Origin of the sequence: Microbacterium sp. JB110 (genome assembly GCF_003335195.1) — a bacterium.
GTDB lineage: Bacteria > Actinomycetota > Actinomycetes > Actinomycetales > Microbacteriaceae > Microbacterium.
Map to the genome: position 1 here is coordinate 471241 of NZ_QPGM01000001.1, position 25018 is coordinate 496258.

Consider the following 25018-nt stretch of genomic DNA (forward strand, 5'->3'; position numbering starts at 1 on the left):
ACGGATCCGCCCGTGGGATATCAAGGAACGAAGACAGTTCGGCACGCCGATGAGAAAGGACGACGATGTCCTCCCCGCTCCGCAGCAACCTTCCCCGCACCTCCGCCCTCGCGATCGCGAGGCAGGCGCACTACACGGCACTCGGCATACCGCGCGAGCATTGGGATCGCCCCAAGGTCGCGATCGTGAACACGTCGTCTGAGCTCGCCGCCTGCTTCTCGCACCTCGACGAGGTCGCGGCCCGGCTGAAGACCTACCTGCGTGACGCCGGACTGCTGCCGTTCGAGATCCGTACGACGGCGCCGAGCGACTTCGTCACGAGCGCCGGCCGCGCCGGTCGGTACATTCTGCCGAGCCGGGACCTGATCGTCGACGACATCGAGGCGGCCGTCGAGGGAGCCAAACTCGACGCGATGATCTGCCTGAGTTCGTGCGATAAGACGACGCCTGGCCACCTGATGGCGGCCGGTCGCCTGAACATCCCGACCATCGTCGTGCCGTGCGGATACCAGCACTCGGGGCTCGCGGAGGGTCGCGAGGCCGACATCGAGGAGATCTTCCTGCAGGCGTCGAAGGCGGCGGTGACGGGCGAACCGACGGACGGATTGGAAGAGCAGGCGCAGGATGCGATCCTCGGCCCAGGAGTCTGCGCAGGTCTCGCGACCGCGAATTCGATGCACATCCTGGCCGAGGCGATCGGTATGGCGCTGCCGGGAGCCGCACCCGTACGCGCGCTGGGCGAGCGGATGTGGCAGAACGTCGCCCGCAGCGCCGCCGCGCTCGCCGATCTGGTGGCCCGCGACATCCGACCCCGCGACATCATCACAGCAGGAGCTGTGCGAAACGGCGTGCGCGCCATGCTCGCCGTCGGCGGCTCGATCAACACGATCAAGCATCTGCAGGCGATCGCGATCGAATCCGGACTCGACGTCGATGTGTGGGAGCTGTTCCGCACGCTCGGTCGAGAGACGCCGCTGCTGTGCTCGGTGCGCCCCAACGGGCCCAGACTGACGGAGGAGTACGAGGACGCAGGGGGCGCCGCCACGACGCTTCGCGAGCTGCTTCCGCTCCTGGACGGCGATGCGCTGACAGTCTCCGGCGGGACGGTCGCTGACAACGCCGTGTCGGCACGACCGGGCGATGACGACGTCATCAGGCCGCTCGCCAACGCCTTCGGCACCGACCCGGCGATCAGCGTGCTGAAAGGCTCGCTCGCGCCTGGCGGCGCGGTCGCGAAACGGCCGGTTCCCGATCCAGGGCCCCACACCTTCGAAGGCCCCGCCCGCATCTTCCGCAACCGGGAGGACGCCATCGCCGGCATCGCCAGCGGCCGCCTCCGCGAGGGCGACGTCGCGGTGATCCGCGGCATCGGCGTGACGGGGGCGCCAGGGCTCGGCCTGACCAGCGCCTTCATCTTCGCGCTGCACGCTCGCGGGCTCGCGCACAGCGTCGCCCTCGTCACCGACGGACAGTTCTCCGGCCTGGTCAATCAGGGCATGACGATCGGCGAGGTCTCGCCAGAGGCGGCGCTTCCCGGCGCGCCCCTCGGCCGGGTGCAGGACGACGATCCCATCCGAATAGATCTGAAGGCAGGCACAGTCGACCTGCTGGTAGAGGAGGCCGAACTGGCCGCCAGGCCCGACTTCGTCCCGCTCGCCGATCGCGATTCCGGTGGCGGCTATCTGGACCAGTACGAGCAGCTGGTGCAGCCCCTCAGCTGCGGCGCCGTGATGTGCGGTGCACTCTGCGACAGGGCCTCCGAGCCCCACTCGGCCGCGGGAGTCCCCGCATGACCGGCATCATGTCGACGCCGACCGTGCACGAGCCCGCGCGCAGCACCCCGGTCATCGGTGAGTACGACGTCGTCGTGATCGGCGGCGGTCCTGCAGGCCTGATGGCGGCGACCGCGGCGAGCCGCCACGGCATGTCGACCCTCCTGGTCGAGATGTACGGGTTTCTCGGCGGTGCGGGCACGATGGGCGGGCTCGCGACGTTCTGCGGCATGCACGCACGGGTGTTCGGCACTGACGTGCAGTCGATCCACGGGTACGCCGATGAGCTGCTCGACCGGATGCGCGCGCTCGACGGTCTCAACGAGCCGCATCTGTCGGTCGCTGACCGCATCCAGGCGCTGTCGTACGACATCTCCGCGCTCAAGCTGGCGGCGGACGAGCTGGTCACCTCGGGCGGCGCCGAGATCCTGTTCCATACCAGGGCCGTCGGCGTGGCACGCTCGGCGGACGATCGCATCGATGCAGTGATCGTCGAATCGAAGTCAGGCCGCGCCGCCGTGAGGGGTCGCTTCTTCATCGACGGCTCAGGCGACGCCGACATCGCCGCGTGGGCGGGGGCGCCGTTCGAGCGGTCGGAGAAGCTGATGTACCCGTCGCTGATGTTCCGGATCAACGGTGTCGACTCCGATGAGGCAGGCGAAGCGTGGCGCGTGGTCCGGGAGCAGATGGAACAGGCAGAGGCGGCGGGCACCCACACGTTCCCGCGCAAGAAGCCGATCGTGCGTCCGCAGCGGAACCCCCTGGAGTGGCGTTCCAATCTCACGCAGCTGTCCAACGCCGACGGCTCGCCGGTCGACGGCACCGACGTGCACCAGCTCACCAGGGGCGAGCTGCAGGGTCGAAGACAGGTCTGGGACGCGTTCGAGTTCATCAGGGATCACACCCCCGGGTTCCGGGACTCGTACATCGTCGACATCGCGCCATCGGTCGGAATCCGTGAGACGCGTCGCATTCTGGGCGGACTCCAGCTCACCGAGGAGGACGTGCTCGGCTGCGCCGACTTCGACGACACGATCGGCGTGAACGGCTGGCCAGTGGAGGCACACGTGACCGGAGACGTGGCCTTCCGTTTCGCGCCGGTCGATTCGCGCGGCTACAACCAGCTTCCCTACCGGATGCTCGTGCCCCAGCGCGTGGAGAACCTTCTGGTCGCCGGGCGCTGCGCATCGATGACCCAGGGTGGTCAGTCGTCCGGCCGCGTGACCGGCCCGTGCTTCGCCATGGGCCAGGCGGCGGGCACCGCGGCGGCCATGGCGCTCGGCGCAGGCCTCGGCGGCGCCGACATCGACGTCAGCGAACTGCAGCGCCGCCTCGAATCCGACGGAGCCTTCCTCGGCCTCGAGCTGCCCGTCTGACGCGGTCCGAGTCGCAGTCGCAACTCGTCAGGCCGGTTGCCGTCCCGAACAGCTGCGGGCCGCACCGGTGCCGCTCCGTCAGGGCCGCGCGGCGCGCGACATCTTGCGGAACAGCTGCGGGTTCGCGTTCCGATATGCACTGGCGATGTTCGACGCGGTCTGCCGCAGCACAGGTACGATCTGGCGGGCGAGGGAATCACCCGTCTCCCTCACGGTCGTCGACGACACCGAGAGCGCGCCGACGGCGACGCCCTCGACACGGATCGGCACGGCCGCCGAGATCATGCCGGGGTGGAGCTCCTCGATCGACACGTCGAAGCCCGCGCCTCGCACACGTTCGAGGCGCTCGCGCAGGGCGCGCGCGTCGGTCACCGTGCGCGGTGTGTGCCGCTCCAGCTCGAGACGCGTCAGCAGGCTGTCGAGCGCGGCTTCGTCGAGATCGGCCATCAGGACCTTGCCGAGCGCCGTCGCGTGGACGGGCAGCTGGTGCCCGATGCGCACGGCATCCGGCAGCGGCCTGTGGTCCTCGATCCGGGCGACGTGGATCACGTCGTCGCCGTCGAGCACGCCGACGCTGCAGGTCTCCCCCGTGTGCTCGACGGCGACCGGGAGATAGCGGTACGAGATCTCGGGCAGCGAAGACGCCGCGAAGTATCCCGCCCCGAGCTCCAGGATGCGCGGCGTGAGGCTCCACAGGCTGCCGATGCAGTCGGCATAGCCGAGATCCTGGAAGGTGAGCAGGATGCGCCGCACGACGGGACGTGAGAGCTCGACGCGAGAGGAGATCTCGGCGATGGACAGCGCAGCCTCGTAGCCGTCGAAGGCCCGCAGAACCTCGACGCCGCGCTGCAGGCTCTGGATGAGGTCGCGCGACTGTGTCGGCATGCCCGGCCTACGCCCCCATGTCCCGCAGCCCGTAGACGGACTCGTGCCATGGGATGAAGAACCGCTTCAGCTCGTTGACCACGAGATACAGCAGCAGTCCCATGATCGACAGCCACAGGATGAGCGCGAAGGTGCCGGCCGCGTCGAGCGAGTTCATCGCGGAGATCACGAGGTTGCCCAGCCCGTCGTTGCCGCCGAGATACTCGCCGACGATCGCGCCGATGGTGGAGAGCACGATCGCGACCTCCATGCCTGCGAACAGGTACGGCAGCAGGCTGCGCGCCTCCAGCTGCAGGAACGTCTGCCAGCGGGAGGCGTTCAGGCTCTGCATCACCTCTCGCTGGCCCTGCTCGACGGAACGCACGCCCAGGAGCACGTTGAGCATGATCGGGAAGAAGCCGAGAAGTGTCGCGAGCACCACCTTCGAGGTGATGCCGAAGCCGAACCAGATCACGAAGAGCGGCACGAACGCGACCTTCGGGGCGACCTGTGCGATCACGATGAGTGGGCGCAGGCTGACTTCGAGCCACCGGATCTTGCCGAGCAGGACGCCGACGATCACTCCGAACACGACGGCGAGCGTGAAGCCGATGACGATCTCGAGCACGGTGGTGCCCGTCGCCTCCCATGTCGCAGGGTCGGTGAACAGCCCGACGAACGCCTGCCCGACCTGTCCGGGCGGGGGGAAGATGAACGGGTTGATCCCGAACAGCGTCACGACAAGGTGCCAGCACACCACGATCAGCACGACGAGCGTCGGCGTGACGATCCATGGCAGGATCCTCAGGAAACGAGAACGGGACATCTCACTCCTCCTCGTCGATGTCGTGCCGGAGCCGGCGCACGATCTCATTGAATGCGGTCTCGGTCTGCAGATCGACCGATCGCGGCTTGGCGAACTCCGCAGGCAGGATCTGGCGCACTCGCCCTGGCCGCGGTGTCATGTGCACCACGCGATCCGCGAGGAAAACCGCCTCTGGAATGTCGTGGGTGACGAACACGACTGTGGAACTGGTCTCCAGCACGATGCGCTGCAGCTCCAGGTTCATCCGTTCCCTGGTGAGCGCATCGAGTGCGCCGAACGGCTCGTCCATCAGCAGCAGTTCGGGCTCGGTGGACAGTGCTCTCGCGATCGCGGCGCGCTGTCGCATGCCGCCGGAGAGCTCGCGCGGATAGGAGCCGGTGAATTCGCCCAGGCCCACCAGATCGGCGAACTCCGCCGCCCTGGATCTGCGGACGCGTTTGGGCACGCCGCGCAGCTTCATCGGCAGCGCGATGTTGTCGAGCACCGAGAACCACGGGAAGAGGTTGCTCTCCTGGAAGACGAAGCCGAGCATGCCGACGGCGGACTGGTCGATCTGACCGTCCCGCCACAGTCCGCGCCCGTCGACCTCGATGCTGCCGTCGGTCGGCGGAAGCAGACCGCCGATCATCCGCAGCAGCGTCGTCTTGCCGCACCCTGACCTGCCGATCAGCGCGACGAACTCGCCGTGCGCGATGGAGAGGTCGATGCCCTGCACCGCGTGGACGACGCCGTTGCGAGTGTGGAAATCTCGGGAGAGCCCGCGGATCGCCAGACGAGGCGTGCCTGCGTCTGCAGAGTTCGCGCTCTGATCCCCCGTCATGGTTCCGACTCCTTCTCGCGCGATCATTCCGCGTCCGCCGATGGCAGGTGGTCGGAATCGAGCCAGGCTGCAGGGTCCTGCCCGCCCTCGAGCAGGCCGGCTTCGACGTACGTGTCGTAGGCGTCCGTCCATGCTTCCGGGTTGTGCGCCAGCATCGGTGTGTCGCCGTCAGGATCGACCCAGGTGTTGTTCACATAGAAGTCGAGCGCCTCAGCGGCGACGTCGTCATCGTCGAGTGCTGCGAAGTCGAAGTCGCCGCTGTCGCGCAGAGTGGCGATCACGTTCTCGAAGTCGTTGTCCGCATCATCGATGATGTCCTGCACCGCGTCCTCGATCGCCGCGAGGAAAGCGGTGATGTTCTCAGCCGACTGCTCGTCGTCGAGGGCCTCCTGCGTGGCGAGCCACGTCTGGATGTCGGGCGCCTCAGCGAGACCGGCGTCCGTGACGACCGCATCCGGATTCTGCAGCCCCAGCTGGATGGACGTGTCGAGGCTGACGATGTATCCCGCCAGCTGCTCCTGCTTGACGAGTTGATAGGTGGCTCCGGTCACAGGCACCGCCTGGCGCGTCACGGAATCACGATCGACTCCTCCCGCATCGAGTGCGAGGTTCAGCATCTTCTCGCTCGTCCCGCCGATCGATCCCATGCCCATCGTCTGGCCCGCCATGTCATCCGGCGACTCGATCGGATTGCCCTCGCTCGATACGACCCGCAGGTTCGATTTGTACGCCATCGTGCCGATCGGAACGATCGGCTGGCCCTCCTCCAACGGCGGCATCGAGTCGATCGAGCTGACCCGGGTGATGTCTGCGGCTCCGCCGAGCACGGCCTGCACGGCCGCGGCCGTGCCCTTCACGGGCTCGAGCGTCACGTCGAGGCCGTGGTCCTCGAAATAGCCGCCGGCGTAGGCGTACATCTCGGGCGTGAACGTGAACGATTCCATCGGCAGGAACGTCACCGCCGTCATCTCCTGCAGCTCTCCTTCGCCTCCTCCTGCCGCTCCGGAACCACCGCATCCGGCGAGAGCGAGCGTACCCGCGGCGAAGAGCGCCGCACCGGCGGTGACGCGGGGCAGGCGTGAGCGCCCGCTCTTGGGGCTTCGTGCACTGATCATGTCGACTCCCTTGTCGGAACGTGGCCGTCGGCATAGACGTCGACGGCTGGCCCGAGTCTGCACACCGGCGGGCGGTGCACTCCATGTGTTTTTCAGCAGGTGGAATCGATCGGTCGGACTGACCCGATCGCCATGGACACAGTGCTTTCGCCGCGTGGAAACGGTGCCGCACCGGCGACGCGGTCTCGGTCAGAATGGCGACATGGCGCGACGAGGCGCCGGATGACGGAAGGCCACGATGAGCGCAACGACAACCGACCGTGCCGAGGCGGGTTCCCTGATCACCGACATCGCGGACGTCGGTGCGATCGCCGGCCGCGAATTCGGACCATCCTCCTGGCGGGAGATCCCGCAGGCCGACATCGACGCCTACGCCTCGCTCTCCGGCGATGACAACCCGATTCACGTCGACGCGGAGGCCGCCGCTGCCTCGCCCTACGGCGGGCGGATCGCGCACGGCATGCTGACGCTGTCGATGGTGGTGCCCCATCTGCGGGAGATCTACCGGGTCGAAGGCACCAGGACGGGCATCGTGTACGGCTTCAACAAGATCCGATTCCCGCACCCCGTGCGCTCCGGCGCCCCGATCCGGATCCGCGGCTCGGTCGCGGATGTCGCTCGCGTCGACGGCGGTTGGCAGGTCGCCCTCGCGCTGGTGTTCGAGACGGAGGGCGCGCCGAAGCCCGCTGTCGTCGCCGAACTCGTGCTGAGGCACTACGAATGAGCGAAGCGATGACCAAGACCTCGACAGCGACGTCCACCGTCCCGATCCACTACAGCGATTTGTGGGACGGCATCGCCCGTGCCGTGCCCGAGCGTCTTGCGGCTGCGACGGCGGACGACGAGATGAGCTGGGGCCGCTTCCGCGACGAGGCGGCGGCCCTCGCCGCCCACCTGCGCTCCCGCGGCCTCAGGAAAGGCGACGCCGCGGCGACGCTGCTGTACAACCGCACGGAGTTCCTCGTGTTCATGTGGGCGTGCCTCGCGATCGGCGTCGCCCCTGTCGCGATCAACTACCGGTACCGCGCGGGAGAGGTGCGCGACCTGCTGCTGGATTCCTCCTCGCGCGCATTCCTGGTGCCGACGTCGCTGTCCGCCCTCGCCGTCGAGGCGGCGGCCGGGCTCGAGCTCGAGATGATCACCGTCGACGACGGCGGCGATGCCGTGAACGGGGCGACGGACTACCGCGCGCTGCTCGTCGGCGGCCACGACCTGCTTCCCGCACCCCGCGGCGCGGACATGCGGCTCTACACCGGGGGCACCACGGGTCGTCCCCGTGCTGTGGTGTGGGACCTCGATACGCTCCTGGTCGCACGCCGCCACTCGACCTGGGGGCTGATCGGCGCCGAACCGCCCGCCGACGTCGCCGCGGCCGTCCGCATCGCCGCGGACGCCGATCGGCCTCGGGTCGTGACCCTGCCGATGAGCCCGCTTCTGCACGGCACCGCTCAGTCGGCGACGATGGCGACGCTGGCGCTCGGCGGAACGATCGTGATGCACGCGGCGGCCAGGATGGACGTGGGCGCCGCGTACGAGCTGATCGGCCGCTACGAGGTGACCCGACTGATCGTCGCCGGCGATGTGCTGGCGCTGCCCCTCGCCGAAACGGCGGAGAAGGCGGGCGGTCTTCCGACCGTGACCAGTGTCATCAGCAGCGGTATGCGCTTCAGCGACGAGGCGAAGGCGCGGCTGCACCGGCTCGGCGATTTGACGATCGTCGACATGTTCGCCTCCAGCGAGGGAGGGCCGTACGCGCTCGGCACATCCCGCTCCGCAGCCGACCTGCCCGCGCCGCTCACGCTGACGCCGGATGCGGCTCTGCTCGACGAGCAGGGACGCGAGCTCCCGCTGAGCGCCGGCACGCTCGGGCTGGTCGCGTTCCGCGGCATCCTCCCTCGCGGCTACTACGGCGATCCGGTCAAGACGGCCGAGACGTTCCGCGAGATGAACGGCCACCGCTATGTGGTGCCAGGCGACTGGGCGCGCGCCCGCGGCGACGGCACGATCGATCTGCTGGGCCGGCTCAGCGCTGTGGTGAACACGGGCGGCGAGAAGGTGTACCCGGCCGAAGTCGAGGAGGCGCTGATCGAGCATCCGTCGGTCGATGACGCGATCGTCTTCGGCCTCCCCGACCCGCGATTCGGCGAGGTCGTGTGTGCGACGATCGCCGCGACCGTGCCCGTCGACGTCGATGATGTGATCTCCTCGGTCGGCGAGCGCGTCGCCGGCTACAAGAAGCCGCGGCACCTGTTCGTGCGGCAGAGTCTTGACCGCACCCAGACAGGGAAGGTTCCGCTCGCGCGGATCAGAGCGGACGCGGCGGAGGAGCTCGCCGTGCGCACCGCGGGAGCGCGTACGTGATCGCTTCTTCGCCCGATCCGCTGGCCGAGCCGACGGACAGGCTCGGCTATGCCGACGACCTCCTCACCACGGCCGAGCGCGCAAAGCTGGGCCAGCTGCGTCGCCTGCTCGCAGAGCAGGCGACGCCTCACCTCGCCGAATGGTGGGAGAAGGCGGAATGCCCCGTGCACCTGCGCGCAGAGCTGGCCGCTCTCCGCTTGGAGGACGACGAAGCGCTGCTGCGCCCTGACGGCACTCTCAGCCCCTACTACGTCGGCTTCAAGCACCTGGAGCTCCAGCGGGTCGACGCGTCGATCGGCACGATCTACGGCGGACAGACCGGCATGTTCCGCACGGTGCTGCGAGGCGGCGGATCGCCGGAGCAGATCGCCGCGATCGACCCCGGCATCCCGAGCTTCGAGATCACCGGATGCTTCGCCCTCACAGAGCCGGAGCACGGTTCGGACGTCGCGGGCGGCATGGCGACTCTTGCGACTCCTGACGGCGAGGGGTGGCGGCTGAGCGGCCACAAGCGCTGGATCGGCAACGCGCCGATCTCGCAGCTGGCGATCGTGCCGGCGCGGAACGCCGACACCGGCCGAGTGAACGCCTTTCTCGTGCCGCTCGATGCGCCAGGTGTGACGATGAGCGACGTGGACGGGAAGATCGCCCTTCGCATGGTGCGCAACGGCGACATCCGGTTCGACGACGTCTCGATCGCCGCCGACGCGCGCCTTCCCGGTATCGACTCCTTCTCGGACCTCTCGGCGATCCTCGCGCAGCTGCGGTACGTGATCGGCTGGAATGCCGCCGGCATGCAGATCGGAGCATACGAGTCAGCTCTGCGATACGCGCTGGGACGCGAGCAGTTCGGCAGACCCATCGCGGGGTTCCAGCTCATCCAGGAGAAGCTCGCCAGGATGCTCGGGAACGCCGAGGCGACGCTGGCGCTCGCCGTACGGCTGACGACTCTGAAGGATCGCGGCGCCCTCGACGATGCGACCGCCGCGCTGGCGAAGACCTGGTCAGCCGACCGCTTGCGCGAGACCGTCGCCCTCGGGCGGGAGATCGCCGGTGCCGAGGGCATCCGGGTGCACCACGACCTCGCTCGCTTCTTCGCCGACGCCGAGGCCGTCTACACCTTCGAGGGCACCCACGAGATGAACTCCCTCATCGTCGGCCGTGCCGTCACGGGGCTGAGCGCCTTCACCCGGTGAGGCGCCCGCCCCGTGCGGTTCGGGATCAGCGCCGATGCAGGATGCCTCCACGGACGTTCTTGCCGTCGAGCAGGTCGCGGTAGCCCTGAGAGATGTCCTCCAGCGCATACATCTGCGAGATGACCTCGTCGAGCTTCAACTGGCCGGCGAGATACATCTGGTGCTGACGAGGGATGTCGGAGTGCGGGTTGCTCGCGCCGTAGACGGCGCCCTGCAGTCGCTTCTGGAAGCGGGTGAGATCAAGCGGCGGGATGGGGATCACCTGCTCCGAACTCGGCGCGATCGCCGTGACCACGACGGTGCCCGCCTTGCGGATCGCGTAGAACGCATCGGCGACGTCCTTGCCTGAGAGCAGGCCGACCGTGAGGATCGCACTGTCGGCGCCCTGACCGTTGGTGATCGATTGCGCGAACACGGTCGCCTCCTCGATCGTCGCGAAGGCGTGCGTGGCACCGACTTCCAGCGCTTTCTCGCGCTTGAGCTCCACGGGGTCGACCGCGATCACAGCGGTCGCGCCCGCGTGCGATGCACCCTGCACGGCGTGGATACCGACGCCGCCCGTGCCGATCACGATAGCGGTCTGGCCCGGTTCGATTCCGGCGGCGTACACCGCGGATCCCCATCCGGTCCCCACGCCGCAGCCGAGCAGCCACAGCCGGTCGAGATCCGCGTCGGCCGGCAGCTTCACCGCGGAGTTCACGTCGACGACGGTGTGCTCCGAGAAGGTGCCGAGTCCGCACATCTGGCCGACCGGCGTGCCGTCGGGGAGGGAGGCGCGGTAGCTGTCCGGATCCGTGAACCGGCTGCCTGTCATCATGAAGCGGCCGAGGTCGCACAGGTTGCTCTGCCCCTCGTTGCACCAGCGGCACTTGCCACAGCTCGCGATGAACGAGAACACCACTTTGTCGCCGACCTCCCAGCCGGAGGTGTTCGGGCCGACGGCCTGCACGGTGCCTGTGCCCTCGTGCCCGCCGATGAAAGGCATGATGTCGGGCACGCTGTCTCCCGTGGCGAGATGATGATCGGAGTGGCACAGGCCGCTCACGGCCATGCTCACGAGGATCTCGCCCTGGCGCGGGTCGTCGAGCAGGATGTCGGCGATCTCGAACTCGCCAGGTTGTTCGCGGATGATCGCAGCACGCGTCGGTGTGGGCATCAGAACTCCTTCGTTAACGCCGTTGTCACGTGTTCCACACGCTAGGGATGCGTGAGGGCAAGACGCACGCAGAGCGTACGAACCGACCGCAGGATGTGCTTTAGTCGCGACTCGACGGAACAATCCGGCTGGCAATGGAGGCAGTAATGGATCGTACATTTCTTCGCGGTATCGGCGTCGCCGCAGCGGCGACGTTCGCCCTCACCCTGACCGCCTGCGGTTCCGGTGGTGGGGGCGGTGGGGGCGGAAGCGAGTCGGGCGGCGACCTGGTTCTCGGTGTCATCCCGGTCACCGACATCGGCCCCGCGTACATGGCGCAGCAGAACGGCGTCTTCGACGACGCCGGGCTGAACGTGACGCTGCAGCAGACGAGCTCGTCGCCCGAGATCATCCAGGCGATGCAGTCCGGCCAGGTTCAGGTCGGCTACGGAGGCACCACGAGCGTCTTCCAGGCGGTTCAGAGCGGCATCGATCTTGTCGTGATCGCCGCGGCCAGCGCCACCCCGGACGACCCGGCCAACGGCATCAACGACCTTCTGGTGACCTCGGACAGCCCGCTGGAGTCGGCGAAGGACCTGGAGGGCAAGAAGGTCGCGATCAACGGGCCGGGCGGTTACACGCAGTTGCTCAGCGACCTCGCCGTGAAGGGCGACGGCGGCGACCCGTCGAAGGTCGAATACGTTCAGATCGGCATCCCGGATCAGCCGGCGGCTCTGGAGAGCGGCGCGGTCGACGCCTTCGTGGCCGGCGAGCCGTTCGGCACCCTGGGACGGGAGGAGAACGGCTTCCGCACGCTCGCGAACCCGTTCCAGTTCCTTTCGGACGAGGCCGTCGTCGCCGGCGTCTGGTACGCACTGCGCAGCGAGGTCGAGGCGAACCCCGACTACTACGCGAACGTCGCCGACACGATCGATACCGCGAACCAGTACGCGCTCGACAACGATGACGAGCTGCGGGAGAACATCGCCGAGTTCACCAAGATCGACCCCGAACTCGCCGCACGCATCAGGCTCGGCTCCTACGGCAAGCTCCCGCTCACGTCCGAGAATCTTCAGGCGCTGGCCGACTGGTCGTACGAGCTCGACTACATCGAGAACGAGGTCGACTTCGAATCCCTGATCTGGGAGCCGTGATCCGATGAGCTCGACCGCCGTTCGCGAGAGCCGGTTCGCGCACACGACTGCGGCGACCGTCGTGCTCGGGTTCACCGGCATCGCTGCGTTCGTCGTGCTGTGGGAGGCCGCGTCGCGGCTCGAGCTCGTGCCTTCGCAGTATCTGCCGCCCTTCTCGGTCATCGTGACGCAGATCGGACGGGTCGTGGCGTCTCAGCCGCTGGCCGGCGAATTCTGGGAGGCCCTCGGGATGACGCTCACCGGCTGGACGGTCGGGCTCGCCGTCGCGCTCGTGCTCGGCATCCTGCTCGGCGTGCTGATCGGATCGTCACGGCTCGTGCGCGAGTACTCGGAGTCGACGATCGAATTCCTGCGGCCCATTCCGTCCGTCGGCCTGATCCCGGTCGCTGTGATCCTGTTCGGCGTGCGCCCCTCCGCAACGGTGTTCATCGTGGCGTGGGCATGCTTCTGGATCATCCTTGTGCACGTCATCTCGGGCGTCGCCGACATCGACCCGGTGGGCGAGGCGACCGCCCGCAGCTACGGCCTCCGATTCCTGATGCGCGCCAAGCACCTCGTCTGGCCGACGGTCCTCCCCTATCTGATGACCGGCGTGCGTCTGTCCGCCACCGTCGCGCTCGTTGTGGCGCTCACGATCGAGATCGTCGTCGGAGCGCCAGGCATCGGCAAGCTGATCGCGCAGTACCAATCAGCAGGCAACGTCGAGGTGGTCTACGCCCTCGCCGTTCTGGCGGGGGCGCTCGGCCTCGTCATCAACCTCCTCATGCAGGCCGTCGAGAGGGGCCTGCTCAGCTGGCATCCGTCGATGCGGACGGGGGGCGACGGATGAGGTTCCTCCGCCCCGTCGCAACCGCACTCGCGCTGCCGATCGTCATCGTCGCCGTCTGGTGGGCGGCGACGCGCGGCACCACGAACCCGTTCGTGCCGAAGCCCGACCTGATGGTCGTCGATCTGGTCCGGACCTGGATCGGCCCGCTGATGGCGCAGCAGGTGCTGCCGTCGCTGTACCGTCTCGGCATCGCGCTCGCAGCGGCCATCGTCGTCGGCATCGTGCTGGGCCTCGTGATCGGTACGAGCGTCGTCGCTCGCAAGCTCACCGGCCCGATCTTCGAGTTCATCCGAGCCGTGCCACCGCCCGTGCTCCTGCCTGTGCTGCTTCTGGTGATGGGCATCGACGACCGTTCCAAGATCTTCCTGGTCTTCCTCGGCTGTCTCTGGCCCATCCTGCTGAACACCATCGACGGGGCGAGGGCGGCCGACTCCGTGCTCGCCGCGACGACGGTCTCCTACGGTCTGCGCGGTTGGGTGAGGTTCAGGCACTTCACCTTGCCGTCCGCACTGCCGCGCATCATGACGGGCGTCAGACTCGCTCTGCCGATCTCATTGATCCTGATGGTCGTATCGGAGATGTACGCCGCGCTCGACGGCCTCGGCTACCAGGTGATGCTGTTCAAGCAGACCTTCGAGACCGGTGCGATGTGGGCCGGCATCCTGATCATCGGCCTGATCGGCATCGTGATGGCATTCCTGTACTCGGCCGTAGAAAGACGCGTCCTCGGATGGTACCGGGGCCAGCGCGAAATGGAGAAGCAATGACTGCTGCCACCGACGACATTCTGCTGTCCGTGAAGGGCGTGCAGAAGGTCTATTCCTCCCCAGGCGGAGACGTCGAGGCGGTGCGCGACCTCACGTTCGACCTGCGTCGAGGCGAATTCGCCTGCCTGGTCGGGCCATCCGGATCGGGAAAGACGACCCTGCTCAAGGTGGTCTCCGGACTGATGCCGGCCACCAGCGGCACCGTCACGCTCGACGGCGAGGTCGTGAACGGGCCGCCGCGCAGCATGGCACTGGTGTTCCAGGAGTACGGCAGGTCGCTGTACCCATGGCACAGGGTCGACGAGAACGTCGCGCTGCCTCTCATCGGCGCCGGTGTGGCCAAGGCGGCGCGCCGGCGGCGTGTCGCGGAGGCGCTCGACGCTGTCGGGCTCTCCCACGTGCCGAGGTCGTACCCGTGGCAGCTCTCAGGAGGCATGCAGCAGCGCGTCGCGATCGCCCGCGCGATCGCCTACCAGCCAGAGGTCCTGCTGATGGACGAGCCGTTCGCCGCCGTCGACGCCCAGACACGTGCGGATCTCGAGGATCTGGTGCGCCGTGCCGCCAAGGAGTTGGGGCTCACCGTGCTGTTCGTCACGCACGACATCGACGAATCGGTGTATCTGGGCGAACGAGTGATCGTTCTCTCCAGCTCGCCCACCATCGTGCTCGACGATGTCGCCGTCGGCCTTCCAGCCGAGCGCGACCAGCTGGAGACCCGCTCGCTGCCGGAGTTCGTCGACCTGCGCCGCCATGTCTACGAGCAGATCCAGCGCGCGAAGACCTATACGGGAGACACGGATGCCGTGCGCACGGTGAGTCCGTAGGCGCAGCGAACCGCAGTCAGCGCCAGATCGATTTGACCTCCTGGAAGTTCCGCAGTCCTTCGATCGCGAACTCGCGGCCGAGACCCGAGTCGCCGTAGCCGCCGTACGGCGTGTTCAGATCGGGCTTGTAGCCGTTGATGCCGATCGACCCTGTGCGCACCCGGCGCGCGACGCCGAGCGCTTCGTCCGGATCGCCGAACACCGAGCCTGCCAAGCCGTAGCGCGAATTGTTCGCCAGCGCAACCGCGTCGTCGAGATCGTCGTAGGCGAACACCGACACGACGGGGCCGAACACCTCCTCCTGCGCGATCTCGCTGCTCGGAACCGCACCGGTGACGATCGTCGGCGCGACGTAGTAGCCGGTGTCCGGCAGGTCGCTGTCTCCCGCGAGCAGCGTCGCCCCGTCAGCTGCGGCGCGGGAGACCATCCCGGAGACACGGTCGTGGATACGGCGCGAGACGAGTGGGCCGAGCTCCGTGGCAGGGTCGGATGGGTCTCCGACGCGCAGGTCGCGGGCAAGCGCCACGAGGCGGTCGACGACCTCGTCGTGCGCCGCACGCGGCACCAGCACACGCGCCATCAGCGCGCACGTCTGCCCTGTGTTCTCGAACGACGACACTCGCAGGGCTCCCATCACGGCGTCGAGATCGGCGTCGCCGAGCAGGATCGCGGCAGATTTTCCGCCCAGTTCCAGCGTGGCCGGCTTGAGCTGTGCGCCAGCCTGCGCGGCGATGTCCCGCCCCGCGGCCGATGAGCCGGTGAACCCGACCTTGTCGACGCCGGGGTGCTGCACTAGCGCCCTGCCGGTCTCGCGCCCTCCCGTGACGATGTTGATCACGCCAGGAGGCATGCCGATCGCTGTGCTCGCTTCCGCCATGTTGGAGATGTCCAGCGGCGATTCCGGCGCGGGCTTGACGACGACGGTCGACCCGGCCGCCAGCGCGGGTGCCAGTTTCAACGTGGTCGACGCCTGCGGATGGTTCCACGGCACGATCAGCGCGGCGACGCCCAGCGGCTCATGCTGCACGATCGTGGTGCCCGGCCTCATCGCGTTCTCCCGCACCTCCTCGACCGCGTCGGGGCGACGGAGCAGCTGCGCGTAGAACCGCAGGTGTGCGATGGGCCGGATGCCGGCCCACGGTCGCGCGATGCTCACCGGTTGGCCGATCTCGGTCGTCACGAGCGACACGGTCGCGTCGGCTCGCCGCTCGATCTCATCGGCCAGCCTCTCGAGCCAGCCCGCTCGCTCTTCCGGGCTCATCCGCGGCCACGGGCCGTGGTCGAATGCTTCACGCGCCGCGCGCACAGCGGTGTCGACGTCACGCTCGTCTCCGTCGACCGCGCCGCCTGTGCGGCGGAAGTCGACAGGACTCTCCAGCTCGATGCGTGCGGCGGCGTGCGGCGTCAGCCACTCCCCGCCCGCGAAGATCTCTTCCTGTTCGATGGCTCCGTAGCTCATGCGCACACGATAGACCGACCAGCGTGCGCGCCGTCCGCACAGCGTTCAGAGCGCTGACCACCAGCTGCCGAGATGCGCCTCTTTCGCCGAGATGCGCCGTTCTGGTCGCCGGTTCGTTCAAGAGGTGCGCATCTCGGCGACCGCCGCACGGGCCGTGATGGCGTCACCGACCGTGTCGGCGTGGCGCAGCGCGAGCACCAGCAGCGTCACGATCACGCGCGGACCGGGGCGCACTCCCCTGGCTCTGTGCGCCTCGCCCACCTGATGAGCCAGAGAGGCGATGACCGGTATCGCCGCGATCGTGAGGGAGAGCACGAAGGCCACACGAGCGGGGTCGACACGGAGTACGCGCAGGGGGCCCATTGCGCGCTCGAGCGCGTCGAGCAGGTCGCTCGTCCGGGTCGTCAGCGTCACCAAGCCGGCCATCAGCACCACAGCGACCACGCGCGCCGACACCGTGATCGCAGCTTCCCACGACACGAACAGGACCTGGGTCACGACCAGGATGACCACGGTCCATTTCGCCGCCCAGAGCTGGCGGACGAAGACGATCGGTCCCTGCCCTCCGGCCAGGAACAGCAGGAAGGCGCCGCCCAGTGTGCCGATCGCCGTCCAGATCGTGTGCGGCCAGAGCGAGGCGACCAGCGCCAACACAGCGAGCGTCGCGAGCTTCGCGCCGGCGGGCATCCGGTGCAGCGCACTCGCCCCCGGCCGGTACAGCGAGATCACGCGTACGCCGCCCTGTACCTGTCGATGACGGGACCGGCTTCGCCCTGCTCGGCGAGCCTGCCGTCGGCGAAGCGGAGCACGACGTCGCACCTGGCCGCCAGTTCGAGGTCGTGCGTCACGATGACGACCTGATCGGCGACCGGACCGCGTACGTCGCCCTCGATCAGCAGATCGCCCATGTGGCGGGCGTTGCCGAGGTCGAGCAGCGTCGTCGGCTCGTCGGCGACGAGCACGCGCGGGCCGCTCGCGAGCACCGCCGCCAGAGCGAGCAGCTGCTTCTGACCGCCGGACAGACTGTGCGCCGGCTGGTCAGCGCGACCGGCGAGCCCGAAGCGCGCCAGCTCGGCGAGTGCGCGCTCCTCCCTGTCCGCCCTGGCGACGCCGGCGGCCTTCAGCGAGAGCACGATGTCCTCCGCAGGCGTCGGCATCAGGATCTGGGCGTCGGGACTGCTGAACAGGAACCCGACCCGCTCGCGCGCCCTGCGCGGTTCACGGCCGACGTCGGTTCCCGCCACATGGACGCTGCCCTCGCTCGGGCGGACGAGTCCGTTCAGCGCCCGAGCGAAAGTCGACTTCCCCGACCCGTTCGCGCCGATCACCGCGACGCGCTGCTGAGGGAGCTCAGCTGTCACGTCCGTGAGGATGCGTGCGCCGTCGAGCTCGACGCCGAGCCCGGCGACGGAGATGCCGTCGTTCACGCCTCGCCCCGCGCCGCGCCCTCTCCGGGTGCCGAGACGGCACCGGCCGTGGCGGCGCCGCTCGAGCCGCCGGCGCGCGTCGCCCTGACGCGCGCCGGGAACGCGGCGGGGTACGCACGGAACAGGGCCAGCGCCAGAATCGTGGCGAGCACGACCTTGATCAGATCGCCTGGCAGGAACGCGACCGATGCGAGTGCGGCGCCGGCGAGCGGGAGCTGTGTGATGAATGCCTGCACCGGGACGCCGATGGCGTAGATCACGACGATGCCGCCGATGATCGTGCCGACCGCGACGCGCCACCACGTGAGGCGGCCCGACTGCGCGATCAGCCCGATTGTGATCGCACCGGGAAGCCAGCCGATGAGATACCCGACGCTGGGTCCGACGAACACGCCGAGACCACCGTGCCCGCCGGCGAGCACCGGCAGGCCGATTGCGATGAGCGCGTAGAGCACGAGAACAGAAGCCGCTGCGCGCTTCCATCCCAGCACCGCGCCGGCCAGCATCACGCCCAGCGTCTGCGCGGTGATGGGCACGAGCCCGGGAACCGGGATCGGGCCCATCAGTCCGAGCACCACGATGATCGCCGTGAACACGGCCACGCGCGCGATGTCGCGCGCCTCCCAGACATCCTTCACTGCGTCCTCTTCTCCTGAACGATGTTCAATGAACGGTGTTCAGTATAGGCGAAGAGGCGATGTCTCCTAATCCGCCTGTGACATCGTCAGCCACGGCATCCGGTTGGTCGTCTGCTGCGGCTCGAGCTGCCCCTGCCACTCCGATTGGTTCACGGTCGGGAACGCGCCGTTGAACCAGGCCAGCGGTGCGTAGATCATCAGCTCGTTCGCACGCTGCTGCAGATCGCGGAAGTGCTCCGCCCGCGTCTCCCTGTCGGGAGCGGTGACGGCCCCCGCCGCGGCCTCGTCGATCACGTCGTCGCAGATGCCTGACGGATTCGCCGCCGCCGCCTTCTCCTCGTTGCACGCATACCAGCGGGTGATGCCGATGCTGGGATCTGCTCCCACCGTGGAGCGCAGGAATGCGATGTCGAAGTCGCCCTTGGTGTACACGTTCTCGGTGAACACCGCGCCGGCGGAAGCGACCAGCTCGAGCTCGATGCCCACTTCGCCCAGCATCGACTGCGCCATCTCGGCCGTTGCCGCCGCATCCGTCAGCTCTGCGATGTACTGCACCGTGAGGGTGAAGCGGGTGCCGTCCGCGTCCCGCGGAAAGCCGGCCTCGTCCAGGGTGCGGTTGATGGCGTCGACATCACGTGGGAAGTCCCTGTCGAAGTCGATGTCCTCGTCCTGCGCCCACTCGAGCGCGTCGGGGAAGAACCCGTTCGCCGGCTCACCGATGCCGGAGAGCGCGGTGTCGACGATCTCGTCGCGGTCCATCGCGGCGAACACGGCTCTGCGCACGTCGGGGTCACTCAGATACTCGCTCTTCGCATTGAACATCATGCTCACGAGCTGAGTGAACGCGCCGGTCTCCATGAGGGCGAGATCGTCTTCGCCCGAGACGCGTTCCTGCTGCGATACGGCGATCTCCGCCTGATCGACCTCGCCCTCGAACAGCGCGGTCGCCCTGCTGTTCGGGTCCGCCATGATCGGATAGACGACCCTGTCGACCTGCACCTCGCCTTCCCAGTAGTCGGGGTTCTTCACGAGCACGATCTGCTCGCCGGAGTCGTATGAGTCGAACATCAGCGGTCCGGTGCCGATCGGTGCCATATTGGCCTCGTTCGTCACGTACTCCGTGTCCTCATAGACGTGCTTCGGAATCATGAACTGCACGGCCAGCGTCTCCAGCAGCGGGCCGTACGGTTCGGTGAGGTGCACGGTGACGCTGTGCTCGCCGGTGACCTCCGTGCTGTCGATCCGTTCGGCGAGCGGGGCGCCGAACGACTGCAGCGCGATGATCTCCTCGAGGTTGAACTTCACGTCCTCAGCGGTGAAGGGCTCGCCGTCGTGCCAGCTGACGCCTTCCCGCAGCGTCAGATCCAGTTCGAGCCCGTCCTCACTGAGCTCCCACTCGGTCGCGAGCCCCGGGTTCAGTTCGTACTGGTCCGACATCCGCACAAGTGTGTCCATGATCTGCCCGCTGAACATGGTCGGCGTCGCACCGCTGACCAGCTGGCCGTTCAGTCCCATCGGGTCGTCGCCGATGGCGCGCACATACACGCGCTCCGCGTCCTCTCCTCCCCCGCCGCTTGCGCATCCGGTGAGTGCCAGCGCGAACGCGGCCGCGACTGCAACCGCGCCGCTCAGGCGCCGTCTGTGTGTTCTCATGGCTTCTTCGCCTCTCTTCCTGTGGAATCGGAGTTGCCTCCGTCGTCCAGCTCGGGCGCGGCCGCGAGCAGGGTACGGGTGTATGGATGCTGAGGATCATGCACGATCGCGTTCTTCGGCCCGTGCTCGACGACGGCGCCGTCCTTCATGACGCAGACCTCGTCCGCGACCTTCCGCACCACAGGGAGGTCGTGTGTGATGAAGACGTAGCCGATGCCGAGCCGTTGCGAGATGTCGACCATCACGCGCAGCACCCCTGCCTTCACCGACGCGTCGAGCGCGGAGACGGCCTCATCGGCGATGATGATCTGCGGTTCGAGCACCAGCGCTCGCGCGATCAGCACGCGCTGTCGCTGGCCGCCGCTGAGTTCGTGCGGGTACCGGTCGAGGAAGTGCTCAGCCGGGTTCATACCGACCTGCTCCAGCGCGTCGCACACTCGCCGCTGCACGTCGGCGGCGGAGCGCGCCATCGCGTGCAGCCGGATGACCTCGCCGATGGCGCGCACCACCGTCTTGCGAGGATTGAGAGCCCCTGACGGATCCTGCAGCACCGCCTGCACACTGCGCCGGAACGACCGGTGCGCCTCGCCGCGCAGGGAATCCAGCGGTTCGCCGTCGAACAGCACTCGGCCGGATGTCGGCCGCATCAGATCGAGCATCATCCTCGCCAGCGTGCTCTTGCCGCTGCCGCTCTCTCCGACGATGGCCACGAACTTCCCCGGCTCCGCTTTCAGCGTCACACCGTCGACGGCTCGGAGCTTCGCCGCCCCGCGGCGTCCTCCGAACACCTTCGTCACCGCCTCCGTCTCAAGCAGCATGGTCGGCCTCCTCCCGCAGTCTTGCCCGCAGGTCGGGCGGGATCGAGTACAACTCGCTTCCGTCGTCGCTCAGGCTCCGCACGCTGCGCAGCAGGGCCTCTGTGTACGGGTGCTCCGGCGCATCGAGCACGCGACGCGTCGGCCCCTCCTCGACGATCCGGCCCGCGTACATCACGTACACCCTGTCGGTCATGCCGGCCACCACGGCCAGGTCGTGCGAGATCAGCAGGAGGGACGTCCCCATCCGGGACACCGTGTCGTCGAGAGTGCGCAGCACCCGGGACTGCACCGTCGCGTCCAGTGCCGTCGTCGGTTCGTCCGCGAGCACCAGATCCGGCCGCTTCGCAATGGCGATCGCGATCAGGACGCGCTGCCGCATGCCGCCGGAGAGCTCATGCGGGTGAGCGCGGGCCACGCCGGTCACGTTCTCGAGACCGGCCAGCTCCAGGAACTCGTGCACGGCCTCGTCCCTGGCTGCACGGTTGCGCCGCACGGACCTCGGCAGCGATTCGGCCACCTGCGTGCCGATCCGCATCGTCGGGTTGAGGAACGTGAGCGGATCCTGGAACACCATGCCGACGCGCTGACGCCGGATGGTGGCCCACTCATCTGCGCCGGCGCCGACCATTTCGTGCCCGCGCACCCGGATGGATCCGCGCACGCGCACGCGCGGCGACTCTGGTAGCAACCCGGCAAGTGCCCGGCCCGTCACCGATTTGCCCGACCCTGACTCGCCGACGAGCCCGACACGTTCGCCGTCGGCGACGACGAGGGACAGGCCGCGCACGGCGTCGACCTCATCGCGTTCGCCGGTCGGCAGGCTCACCCGCAGATCCCTGATGTCGATGAGCGGTTCGGTCTCGCGGTCCGTCTCGTTGTGAACGGTCATTTCACCCTCCCGATGGTCGGGTTGTACGCGTCGTTCATCGCATCGCCGAGAATGTTCACGGCCAGTACGACCAGGAAGATGCAGGCTCCGGGGAACAGCGCCAGCCACCAGCCGTCCTGGATGTAGGACTGTGCGGAATTGAGCAGCGCACCCCAGCTCGGGCTGCTGGGGTCGCCGATGCCGAGGTAGGCCAGTCCGGACTCGATCAGGATCGCGCGCCCGACCGTCATGCTGGTGGCGACCATGACCGGCGGCATCGCATTCGGGATCACGTCGCTCCACAGGATGCGCATGCCGGCGAAGCCCGCGGCGCGCTGGGACTCGACGTAGCCGAGCTGCGCGATGCGCATGGCCTCGCCCCTGACGATTCGAGCGACACCCGGCCACATCGTCACCGCGAGGATGCCGACGATGATCCAGATGTTCGCGCCGAGCAGCGCGGCGGCCACCAGTGCCAGCACGATTCCAGGCAGCACCTGGAAGAACTCAGCGAGCTTCACCATCGCTGTGTCCGCCGCCCCGCCGAAGTAGCCGGCGATCCCGCCGACGACGAGCCCGACGGTGAGGCACAGCGCGGCCACGGTGAAGCCGACCAGAAGCGAGATGCGTCCGCCGTACACGACTCGCGAGAGGTAGTCGCGGCCGAGCATGTCGGTGCCCAACAGGTGCTCCGCGCTCGGCGGCAGCAGCTTCGGGGATGCCGTCGCGACCGGGTCCGCGACGACGAAGGGACCGAACACCGCCACCAGTGCGAATGCGGCGAGTACGGCGCCGAACACGATGACCGAGGGGCGTCGGAGCATTGCGCGCAGCGGTGAGCGCTGCCGCCCGCCAGGCAGCGCGACAGGCACGGTCTCCATCGCTGGCGCGGCTGCGTCTCGCAGCCGTGTCGTACTGCTCATGCGGTCTCCTTCCTTCGCGGTGAGAATCGGGCGCGCAGGCGCGGATCGATGACCCCGTAGAGGACATCGGTGAGCAGGTTGACGATGATGATCACAACGGTCAGCACGATCACGACGCCGAGGATCACCATGTTGTTCTGGCGTTCGATCGCATCGACGAACAGCAGTCCCATTCCCGGCCATCCGAACACCCGCTCCACCAGCACCGACCCCGCCAGCACGAACCCGAGGCTGTATCCGGCGACGGTGACCATGGGCAGAAGCGCGTTGGGAAGTGCGTGGCGCCAGAGGATCGCCCGACTCGACAGGCCCTTGGAACGCGCGGTGTCGATGAAGTCCTGACCGAGCGCCTCGATCATCGATGACCGCATGATCCTGGTCTTGTAGGCGAGTTCCGTCGTCGCCATCGCGACGACGGGCAGAATCAGATACTCGATCGCGATGCCCGACTCCCCGTAGGGGCTCTTGCCCTGCGTCGGCAGCCAGTCCAGCGCGATCGAGAACACCAGGATCAGCACCATTCCGAACCAGAAGTTCGGGATGGAGAACAGACCGACTGCGGTCCCCGAGATCGTGGCGTCCAACCAGCGCTTGCGGGTGCGGGCGGCGATCGCGCCGAGCACGATGCCTCCGATCGTCGACAGCACGAAGGACGGCAGTGCGACGGCGAGCGTGTTCCCCGCCCGAGACAGGATGAGGCTCAGCACCGGTTCGTTGTTTGTCCCGAACGAATAGCCGAGATCACCGGTGAACACATTGCCGATGTACAGCAGGTACCGCTCGGCGACAGGTGCATCGAGACCGTACGCGGCCGTGATGCGCTCGCGGAACTCGTCGGAGAGCGGCACATCGCCGACCAGCGTCTGCACCGGGTCCCCCGGGGCGATCTCGAGCAGGAAGAACAGCACCGTGACCACGGCGAGAAAGATGAGCAGGGAGTTCACCAGCAGTCTGGCGATGTGGAGGACGACCGCCGTCATAGTGGCCGTTCCTGTCCCGATGGGGATGTGCGCATGGGCGCGATCTCCTTCGACGCGTCTGAGCGGTGCACGCGGTGCGTGCGCCCGTGTCGCGGTCCGCTCTGACCGCGATGGGAACCATGCTGACCGCGCTGCAGCGGGCGGAGATCTTCTCTTCCACGCGACGGAACTCCGCGTCGTGCCACGTCGCTGCCGGCGCGCAGAACGGTGCGAGAGCGCCAGGGGTCAGACGTTCCCGAGCCCGGCGCACCGCCTGTTGTAGTCGATGGTGCGGCGATCAGGGCGTGCTTCGTTCGGCATCAGCGAAGCCGAGATGCGGCGCGCGGTCACGCGTACGAGATCGGCGAGTTCACGTCGGTTGGCGGCATCGAGATCGAAGGTCACGCCCACGGCGGCGGGCACCGTGCCGTCGAGACCGTCGATGGGAGCGGCCAGAGACCCCGCGCCCTCTGCGAGGAATCGTTCCGCGAGTGCATAGCGACGCCGCCTGATCTCGGCGAGGCGGGACCGCACCTCGGCCGCGGAGGTCGGCGTGCCCGACGCGAACGGGCGCAGCGGCCTGGTCAGGTAGTCGTCGACGATGTGCGGCTCCGCGAAGGCGAGCAGCACCAGCCCGGTCGCCGTCAGATGCAGTGACAGCCTGCCGCCCATCCTGTTCTGTCCGGTGTAGTTGGGATGGCCGCGCAGCGCCTCCAGATACATCACCTCGTCGCCGTCGCGGGCGGAGAGATGCACGGTGAGCCCCGTCGCGTTGTGCAGCTCGATGAGGTGCGGCATGGCGGAGTCGCGCAGGCGCAGTGCGCGAGTCGACCCCGCAGCGAGATCGACGAACTTGCGGCTCAACCGGTACCTGCCCTGATCGTCGAGCTCAAGCCCGCCCCACGACATCACCTCGTGCACGAGGCGGTGCGTGGTCGACAGCGGCAGACCCGCATCTCTGCTGATCTCCGTCAGCGTCAGGGATCCGTTGCCGTGCGCGAACGCCTCGAGCAGCGACAGTACGCGCCCCGCCGCGGTCCGCTTGTCGCGCGCTTCCGTCGCGAACTGCTCCATGGTTGTCATGCCTGCGCTCATGAGTCCGCCCGTTCCGGCGCGGCAGCTCTGCCGCGCCTCGGAGTGATGCGCTGCGGCGCGCTGTCCGCGCGCACTGCGCGCCGCAACGGAGGTCCTCTCGCGATGATCGCCCATCGAGTGCCGCTGCGCGTCAGCGGCT

At 68.1% G+C, this 25018-nt stretch carries 24 protein-coding genes; 9 read left to right on the forward strand and 15 right to left on the reverse strand.

From position 1 onward, the window contains the following. Nucleotides 1–65 precede the first annotated feature (65 nt). Complete coding sequence (locus tag CIK77_RS02225; RefSeq protein ID WP_087055340.1) at nt 66–1793, forward strand: dihydroxy-acid dehydratase; 1728 nt, start codon at nt 66–68, stop codon at nt 1791–1793. After that, nucleotides 1790–3148: an FAD-dependent oxidoreductase gene (locus CIK77_RS02230; RefSeq protein ID WP_212647497.1), complete on the forward strand. Its 1359-nt coding sequence runs from the start codon at nt 1790–1792 to the stop codon at nt 3146–3148. The genes CIK77_RS02225 and CIK77_RS02230 overlap by 4 nt, the downstream gene beginning before the upstream one ends. 78 nt (nt 3149–3226) lie before the next feature. Here CIK77_RS02230 and CIK77_RS02235 read toward each other — a convergent pair whose 3' ends face one another. From CIK77_RS02235 to CIK77_RS02250, 4 genes are read right to left on the reverse strand one after another with little or no spacing between them, the layout of a single operon-like run. After that, nucleotides 3227–4033 carry an IclR family transcriptional regulator domain-containing protein gene (locus tag CIK77_RS02235; protein WP_087055339.1) on the reverse strand — a complete coding sequence of 269 codons (807 nt, stop codon included), beginning with the start codon at nt 4031–4033 and terminating at the stop codon, nt 3227–3229. 7 nt (nt 4034–4040) lie between these two features. Then, on the reverse strand, nt 4041–4838 hold the full coding sequence (locus CIK77_RS02240) for an ABC transporter permease (RefSeq protein WP_087055338.1): 798 nt from the start codon (nt 4836–4838) through the stop codon (nt 4041–4043). A 1-nt stretch (nt 4839) separates the two neighbouring features. After that, complete coding sequence (locus CIK77_RS02245) at nt 4840–5658, reverse strand: ABC transporter ATP-binding protein (protein WP_087055718.1); 819 nt, start codon at nt 5656–5658, stop codon at nt 4840–4842. 23 nt (nt 5659–5681) lie between these two features. Further along, nucleotides 5682–6773, reverse strand: coding sequence for an ABC transporter substrate-binding protein (locus CIK77_RS02250; RefSeq protein ID WP_087055337.1), 1092 nt, complete (start codon nt 6771–6773; stop codon nt 5682–5684). A 238-nt stretch (nt 6774–7011) separates the two neighbouring features. Here CIK77_RS02250 and CIK77_RS02255 point away from each other — a divergent pair, with 238 nt between their 5' ends. The 3 genes from CIK77_RS02255 to CIK77_RS02265 are packed head-to-tail and all read left to right on the forward strand — an operon-like array spanning nt 7012 to nt 10330. Then, nucleotides 7012–7497: a MaoC family dehydratase gene (locus CIK77_RS02255; protein WP_087055336.1), complete on the forward strand. Its 486-nt coding sequence runs from the start codon at nt 7012–7014 to the stop codon at nt 7495–7497. Between the two features lie 8 nt (nt 7498–7505). Then, nucleotides 7506–9134 (forward strand): AMP-binding protein, encoded by a 1629-nt coding sequence (locus CIK77_RS02260; protein ID WP_170934162.1) that lies wholly within the window; start codon nt 7506–7508, stop codon nt 9132–9134. Next, the gene (locus CIK77_RS02265) at nt 9131–10330 is read left to right on the forward strand and encodes an acyl-CoA dehydrogenase family protein (protein WP_249268620.1); all 1200 of its coding nucleotides are present in this window, start codon (nt 9131–9133) and stop codon (nt 10328–10330) included. Before CIK77_RS02260 ends, CIK77_RS02265 begins: the two co-directional genes overlap by 4 nt. Nucleotides 10331–10355: 25 nt before the next feature. Here the strand turns inward: CIK77_RS02265 and CIK77_RS02270 are convergent, their stop codons facing one another. Beyond that, nucleotides 10356–11486, reverse strand: coding sequence for an NDMA-dependent alcohol dehydrogenase (locus CIK77_RS02270; protein WP_087055334.1), 1131 nt, complete (start codon nt 11484–11486; stop codon nt 10356–10358). Nucleotides 11487–11632: 146 nt separating this feature from the next. Between CIK77_RS02270 and CIK77_RS02275 the strand changes: the two genes are divergently transcribed. From CIK77_RS02275 to CIK77_RS02290, 4 genes are read left to right on the forward strand one after another with little or no spacing between them, the layout of a single operon-like run. Continuing rightward, nucleotides 11633–12619: an ABC transporter substrate-binding protein gene (locus CIK77_RS02275; RefSeq protein ID WP_170934161.1), complete on the forward strand. Its 987-nt coding sequence runs from the start codon at nt 11633–11635 to the stop codon at nt 12617–12619. A gap of 4 nt (nt 12620–12623) precedes the next feature. Beyond that, complete coding sequence (locus CIK77_RS02280) at nt 12624–13448, forward strand: ABC transporter permease (protein WP_087055332.1); 825 nt, start codon at nt 12624–12626, stop codon at nt 13446–13448. Further along, nucleotides 13445–14215, forward strand: a complete 771-nt coding sequence (locus CIK77_RS02285) for an ABC transporter permease (protein ID WP_087055331.1) — start codon at nt 13445–13447, stop codon at nt 14213–14215. The genes CIK77_RS02280 and CIK77_RS02285 overlap by 4 nt, the downstream gene beginning before the upstream one ends. Next, a complete protein-coding gene (locus tag CIK77_RS02290) occupies nt 14212–15039 on the forward strand; it encodes an ABC transporter ATP-binding protein (RefSeq protein WP_087055330.1) in 828 nt (275 codons plus the stop codon). Before CIK77_RS02285 ends, CIK77_RS02290 begins: the two co-directional genes overlap by 4 nt. A 16-nt stretch (nt 15040–15055) precedes the next feature. Here CIK77_RS02290 and CIK77_RS02295 read toward each other — a convergent pair whose 3' ends face one another. The 10 genes from CIK77_RS02295 to CIK77_RS02340 form a co-directional block, all read right to left on the reverse strand. Then, the gene (locus tag CIK77_RS02295; protein ID WP_087055329.1) at nt 15056–16498 is read right to left on the reverse strand and encodes an aldehyde dehydrogenase family protein; all 1443 of its coding nucleotides are present in this window, start codon (nt 16496–16498) and stop codon (nt 15056–15058) included. A gap of 117 nt (nt 16499–16615) precedes the next feature. Next, on the reverse strand, nt 16616–17227 hold the full coding sequence (locus CIK77_RS02300; RefSeq protein WP_087055328.1) for an energy-coupling factor transporter transmembrane component T family protein: 612 nt from the start codon (nt 17225–17227) through the stop codon (nt 16616–16618). Further along, a complete protein-coding gene (locus CIK77_RS02305) occupies nt 17224–17925 on the reverse strand; it encodes an energy-coupling factor ABC transporter ATP-binding protein (RefSeq protein ID WP_087055327.1) in 702 nt (233 codons plus the stop codon). Before CIK77_RS02305 ends, CIK77_RS02300 begins: the two co-directional genes overlap by 4 nt. Beyond that, the gene (locus CIK77_RS02310) at nt 17922–18563 is read right to left on the reverse strand and encodes a biotin transporter BioY (protein WP_249268619.1); all 642 of its coding nucleotides are present in this window, start codon (nt 18561–18563) and stop codon (nt 17922–17924) included. The genes CIK77_RS02305 and CIK77_RS02310 overlap by 4 nt, the downstream gene beginning before the upstream one ends. A gap of 66 nt (nt 18564–18629) precedes the next feature. Continuing rightward, nucleotides 18630–20216 carry an ABC transporter substrate-binding protein gene (locus CIK77_RS02315; protein ID WP_087055326.1) on the reverse strand — a complete coding sequence of 529 codons (1587 nt, stop codon included), beginning with the start codon at nt 20214–20216 and terminating at the stop codon, nt 18630–18632. Next, on the reverse strand, nt 20213–21034 hold the full coding sequence (locus CIK77_RS02320; protein ID WP_087055325.1) for an ATP-binding cassette domain-containing protein: 822 nt from the start codon (nt 21032–21034) through the stop codon (nt 20213–20215). Before CIK77_RS02320 ends, CIK77_RS02315 begins: the two co-directional genes overlap by 4 nt. Continuing rightward, nucleotides 21024–21923, reverse strand: a complete 900-nt coding sequence (locus tag CIK77_RS02325; protein WP_087055324.1) for an ABC transporter ATP-binding protein — start codon at nt 21921–21923, stop codon at nt 21024–21026. Before CIK77_RS02325 ends, CIK77_RS02320 begins: the two co-directional genes overlap by 11 nt. Next, nucleotides 21920–22825, reverse strand: coding sequence for an ABC transporter permease (locus CIK77_RS02330; RefSeq protein ID WP_087055323.1), 906 nt, complete (start codon nt 22823–22825; stop codon nt 21920–21922). The genes CIK77_RS02325 and CIK77_RS02330 overlap by 4 nt, the downstream gene beginning before the upstream one ends. Continuing rightward, nucleotides 22822–23805 (reverse strand): ABC transporter permease, encoded by a 984-nt coding sequence (locus CIK77_RS02335; RefSeq protein ID WP_087055322.1) that lies wholly within the window; start codon nt 23803–23805, stop codon nt 22822–22824. The genes CIK77_RS02330 and CIK77_RS02335 overlap by 4 nt, the downstream gene beginning before the upstream one ends. Nucleotides 23806–24030: 225 nt before the next feature. Continuing rightward, complete coding sequence (locus tag CIK77_RS02340) at nt 24031–24867, reverse strand: IclR family transcriptional regulator (RefSeq protein WP_170934159.1); 837 nt, start codon at nt 24865–24867, stop codon at nt 24031–24033. Nucleotides 24868–25018: the final 151 nt, after the last annotated feature.

Coding starts and splice junctions, on each gene's coding strand:
- CIK77_RS02245 (WP_087055718.1), bottom strand. CDS start 5,658: ATGACGGGGGATCAGAGCGCGAACTCTGCAGACGCAGGCACGCCTCGT.
- CIK77_RS02280 (WP_087055332.1), top strand. CDS start 12,624: ATGAGCTCGACCGCCGTTCGCGAGAGCCGGTTCGCGCACACGACTGCG.
- CIK77_RS02225 (WP_087055340.1), top strand. CDS start 66: ATGTCCTCCCCGCTCCGCAGCAACCTTCCCCGCACCTCCGCCCTCGCG.
- CIK77_RS02285 (WP_087055331.1), top strand. CDS start 13,445: ATGAGGTTCCTCCGCCCCGTCGCAACCGCACTCGCGCTGCCGATCGTC.
- CIK77_RS02275 (WP_170934161.1), top strand. CDS start 11,633: ATGGATCGTACATTTCTTCGCGGTATCGGCGTCGCCGCAGCGGCGACG.
- CIK77_RS02315 (WP_087055326.1), bottom strand. CDS start 20,216: ATGAGAACACACAGACGGCGCCTGAGCGGCGCGGTTGCAGTCGCGGCC.
- CIK77_RS02230 (WP_212647497.1), top strand. CDS start 1,790: ATGACCGGCATCATGTCGACGCCGACCGTGCACGAGCCCGCGCGCAGC.
- CIK77_RS02250 (WP_087055337.1), bottom strand. CDS start 6,773: ATGATCAGTGCACGAAGCCCCAAGAGCGGGCGCTCACGCCTGCCCCGC.
- CIK77_RS02335 (WP_087055322.1), bottom strand. CDS start 23,805: ATGACGGCGGTCGTCCTCCACATCGCCAGACTGCTGGTGAACTCCCTG.
- CIK77_RS02255 (WP_087055336.1), top strand. CDS start 7,012: ATGAGCGCAACGACAACCGACCGTGCCGAGGCGGGTTCCCTGATCACC.
- CIK77_RS02270 (WP_087055334.1), bottom strand. CDS start 11,486: ATGCCCACACCGACGCGTGCTGCGATCATCCGCGAACAACCTGGCGAG.
- CIK77_RS02290 (WP_087055330.1), top strand. CDS start 14,212: ATGACTGCTGCCACCGACGACATTCTGCTGTCCGTGAAGGGCGTGCAG.
- CIK77_RS02320 (WP_087055325.1), bottom strand. CDS start 21,034: ATGCTGCTTGAGACGGAGGCGGTGACGAAGGTGTTCGGAGGACGCCGC.
- CIK77_RS02330 (WP_087055323.1), bottom strand. CDS start 22,825: ATGAGCAGTACGACACGGCTGCGAGACGCAGCCGCGCCAGCGATGGAG.
- CIK77_RS02340 (WP_170934159.1), bottom strand. CDS start 24,867: ATGACAACCATGGAGCAGTTCGCGACGGAAGCGCGCGACAAGCGGACC.
- CIK77_RS02240 (WP_087055338.1), bottom strand. CDS start 4,838: ATGTCCCGTTCTCGTTTCCTGAGGATCCTGCCATGGATCGTCACGCCG.
- CIK77_RS02260 (WP_170934162.1), top strand. CDS start 7,506: ATGACCAAGACCTCGACAGCGACGTCCACCGTCCCGATCCACTACAGC.
- CIK77_RS02235 (WP_087055339.1), bottom strand. CDS start 4,033: ATGCCGACACAGTCGCGCGACCTCATCCAGAGCCTGCAGCGCGGCGTC.
- CIK77_RS02325 (WP_087055324.1), bottom strand. CDS start 21,923: ATGACCGTTCACAACGAGACGGACCGCGAGACCGAACCGCTCATCGAC.
- CIK77_RS02295 (WP_087055329.1), bottom strand. CDS start 16,498: ATGAGCTACGGAGCCATCGAACAGGAAGAGATCTTCGCGGGCGGGGAG.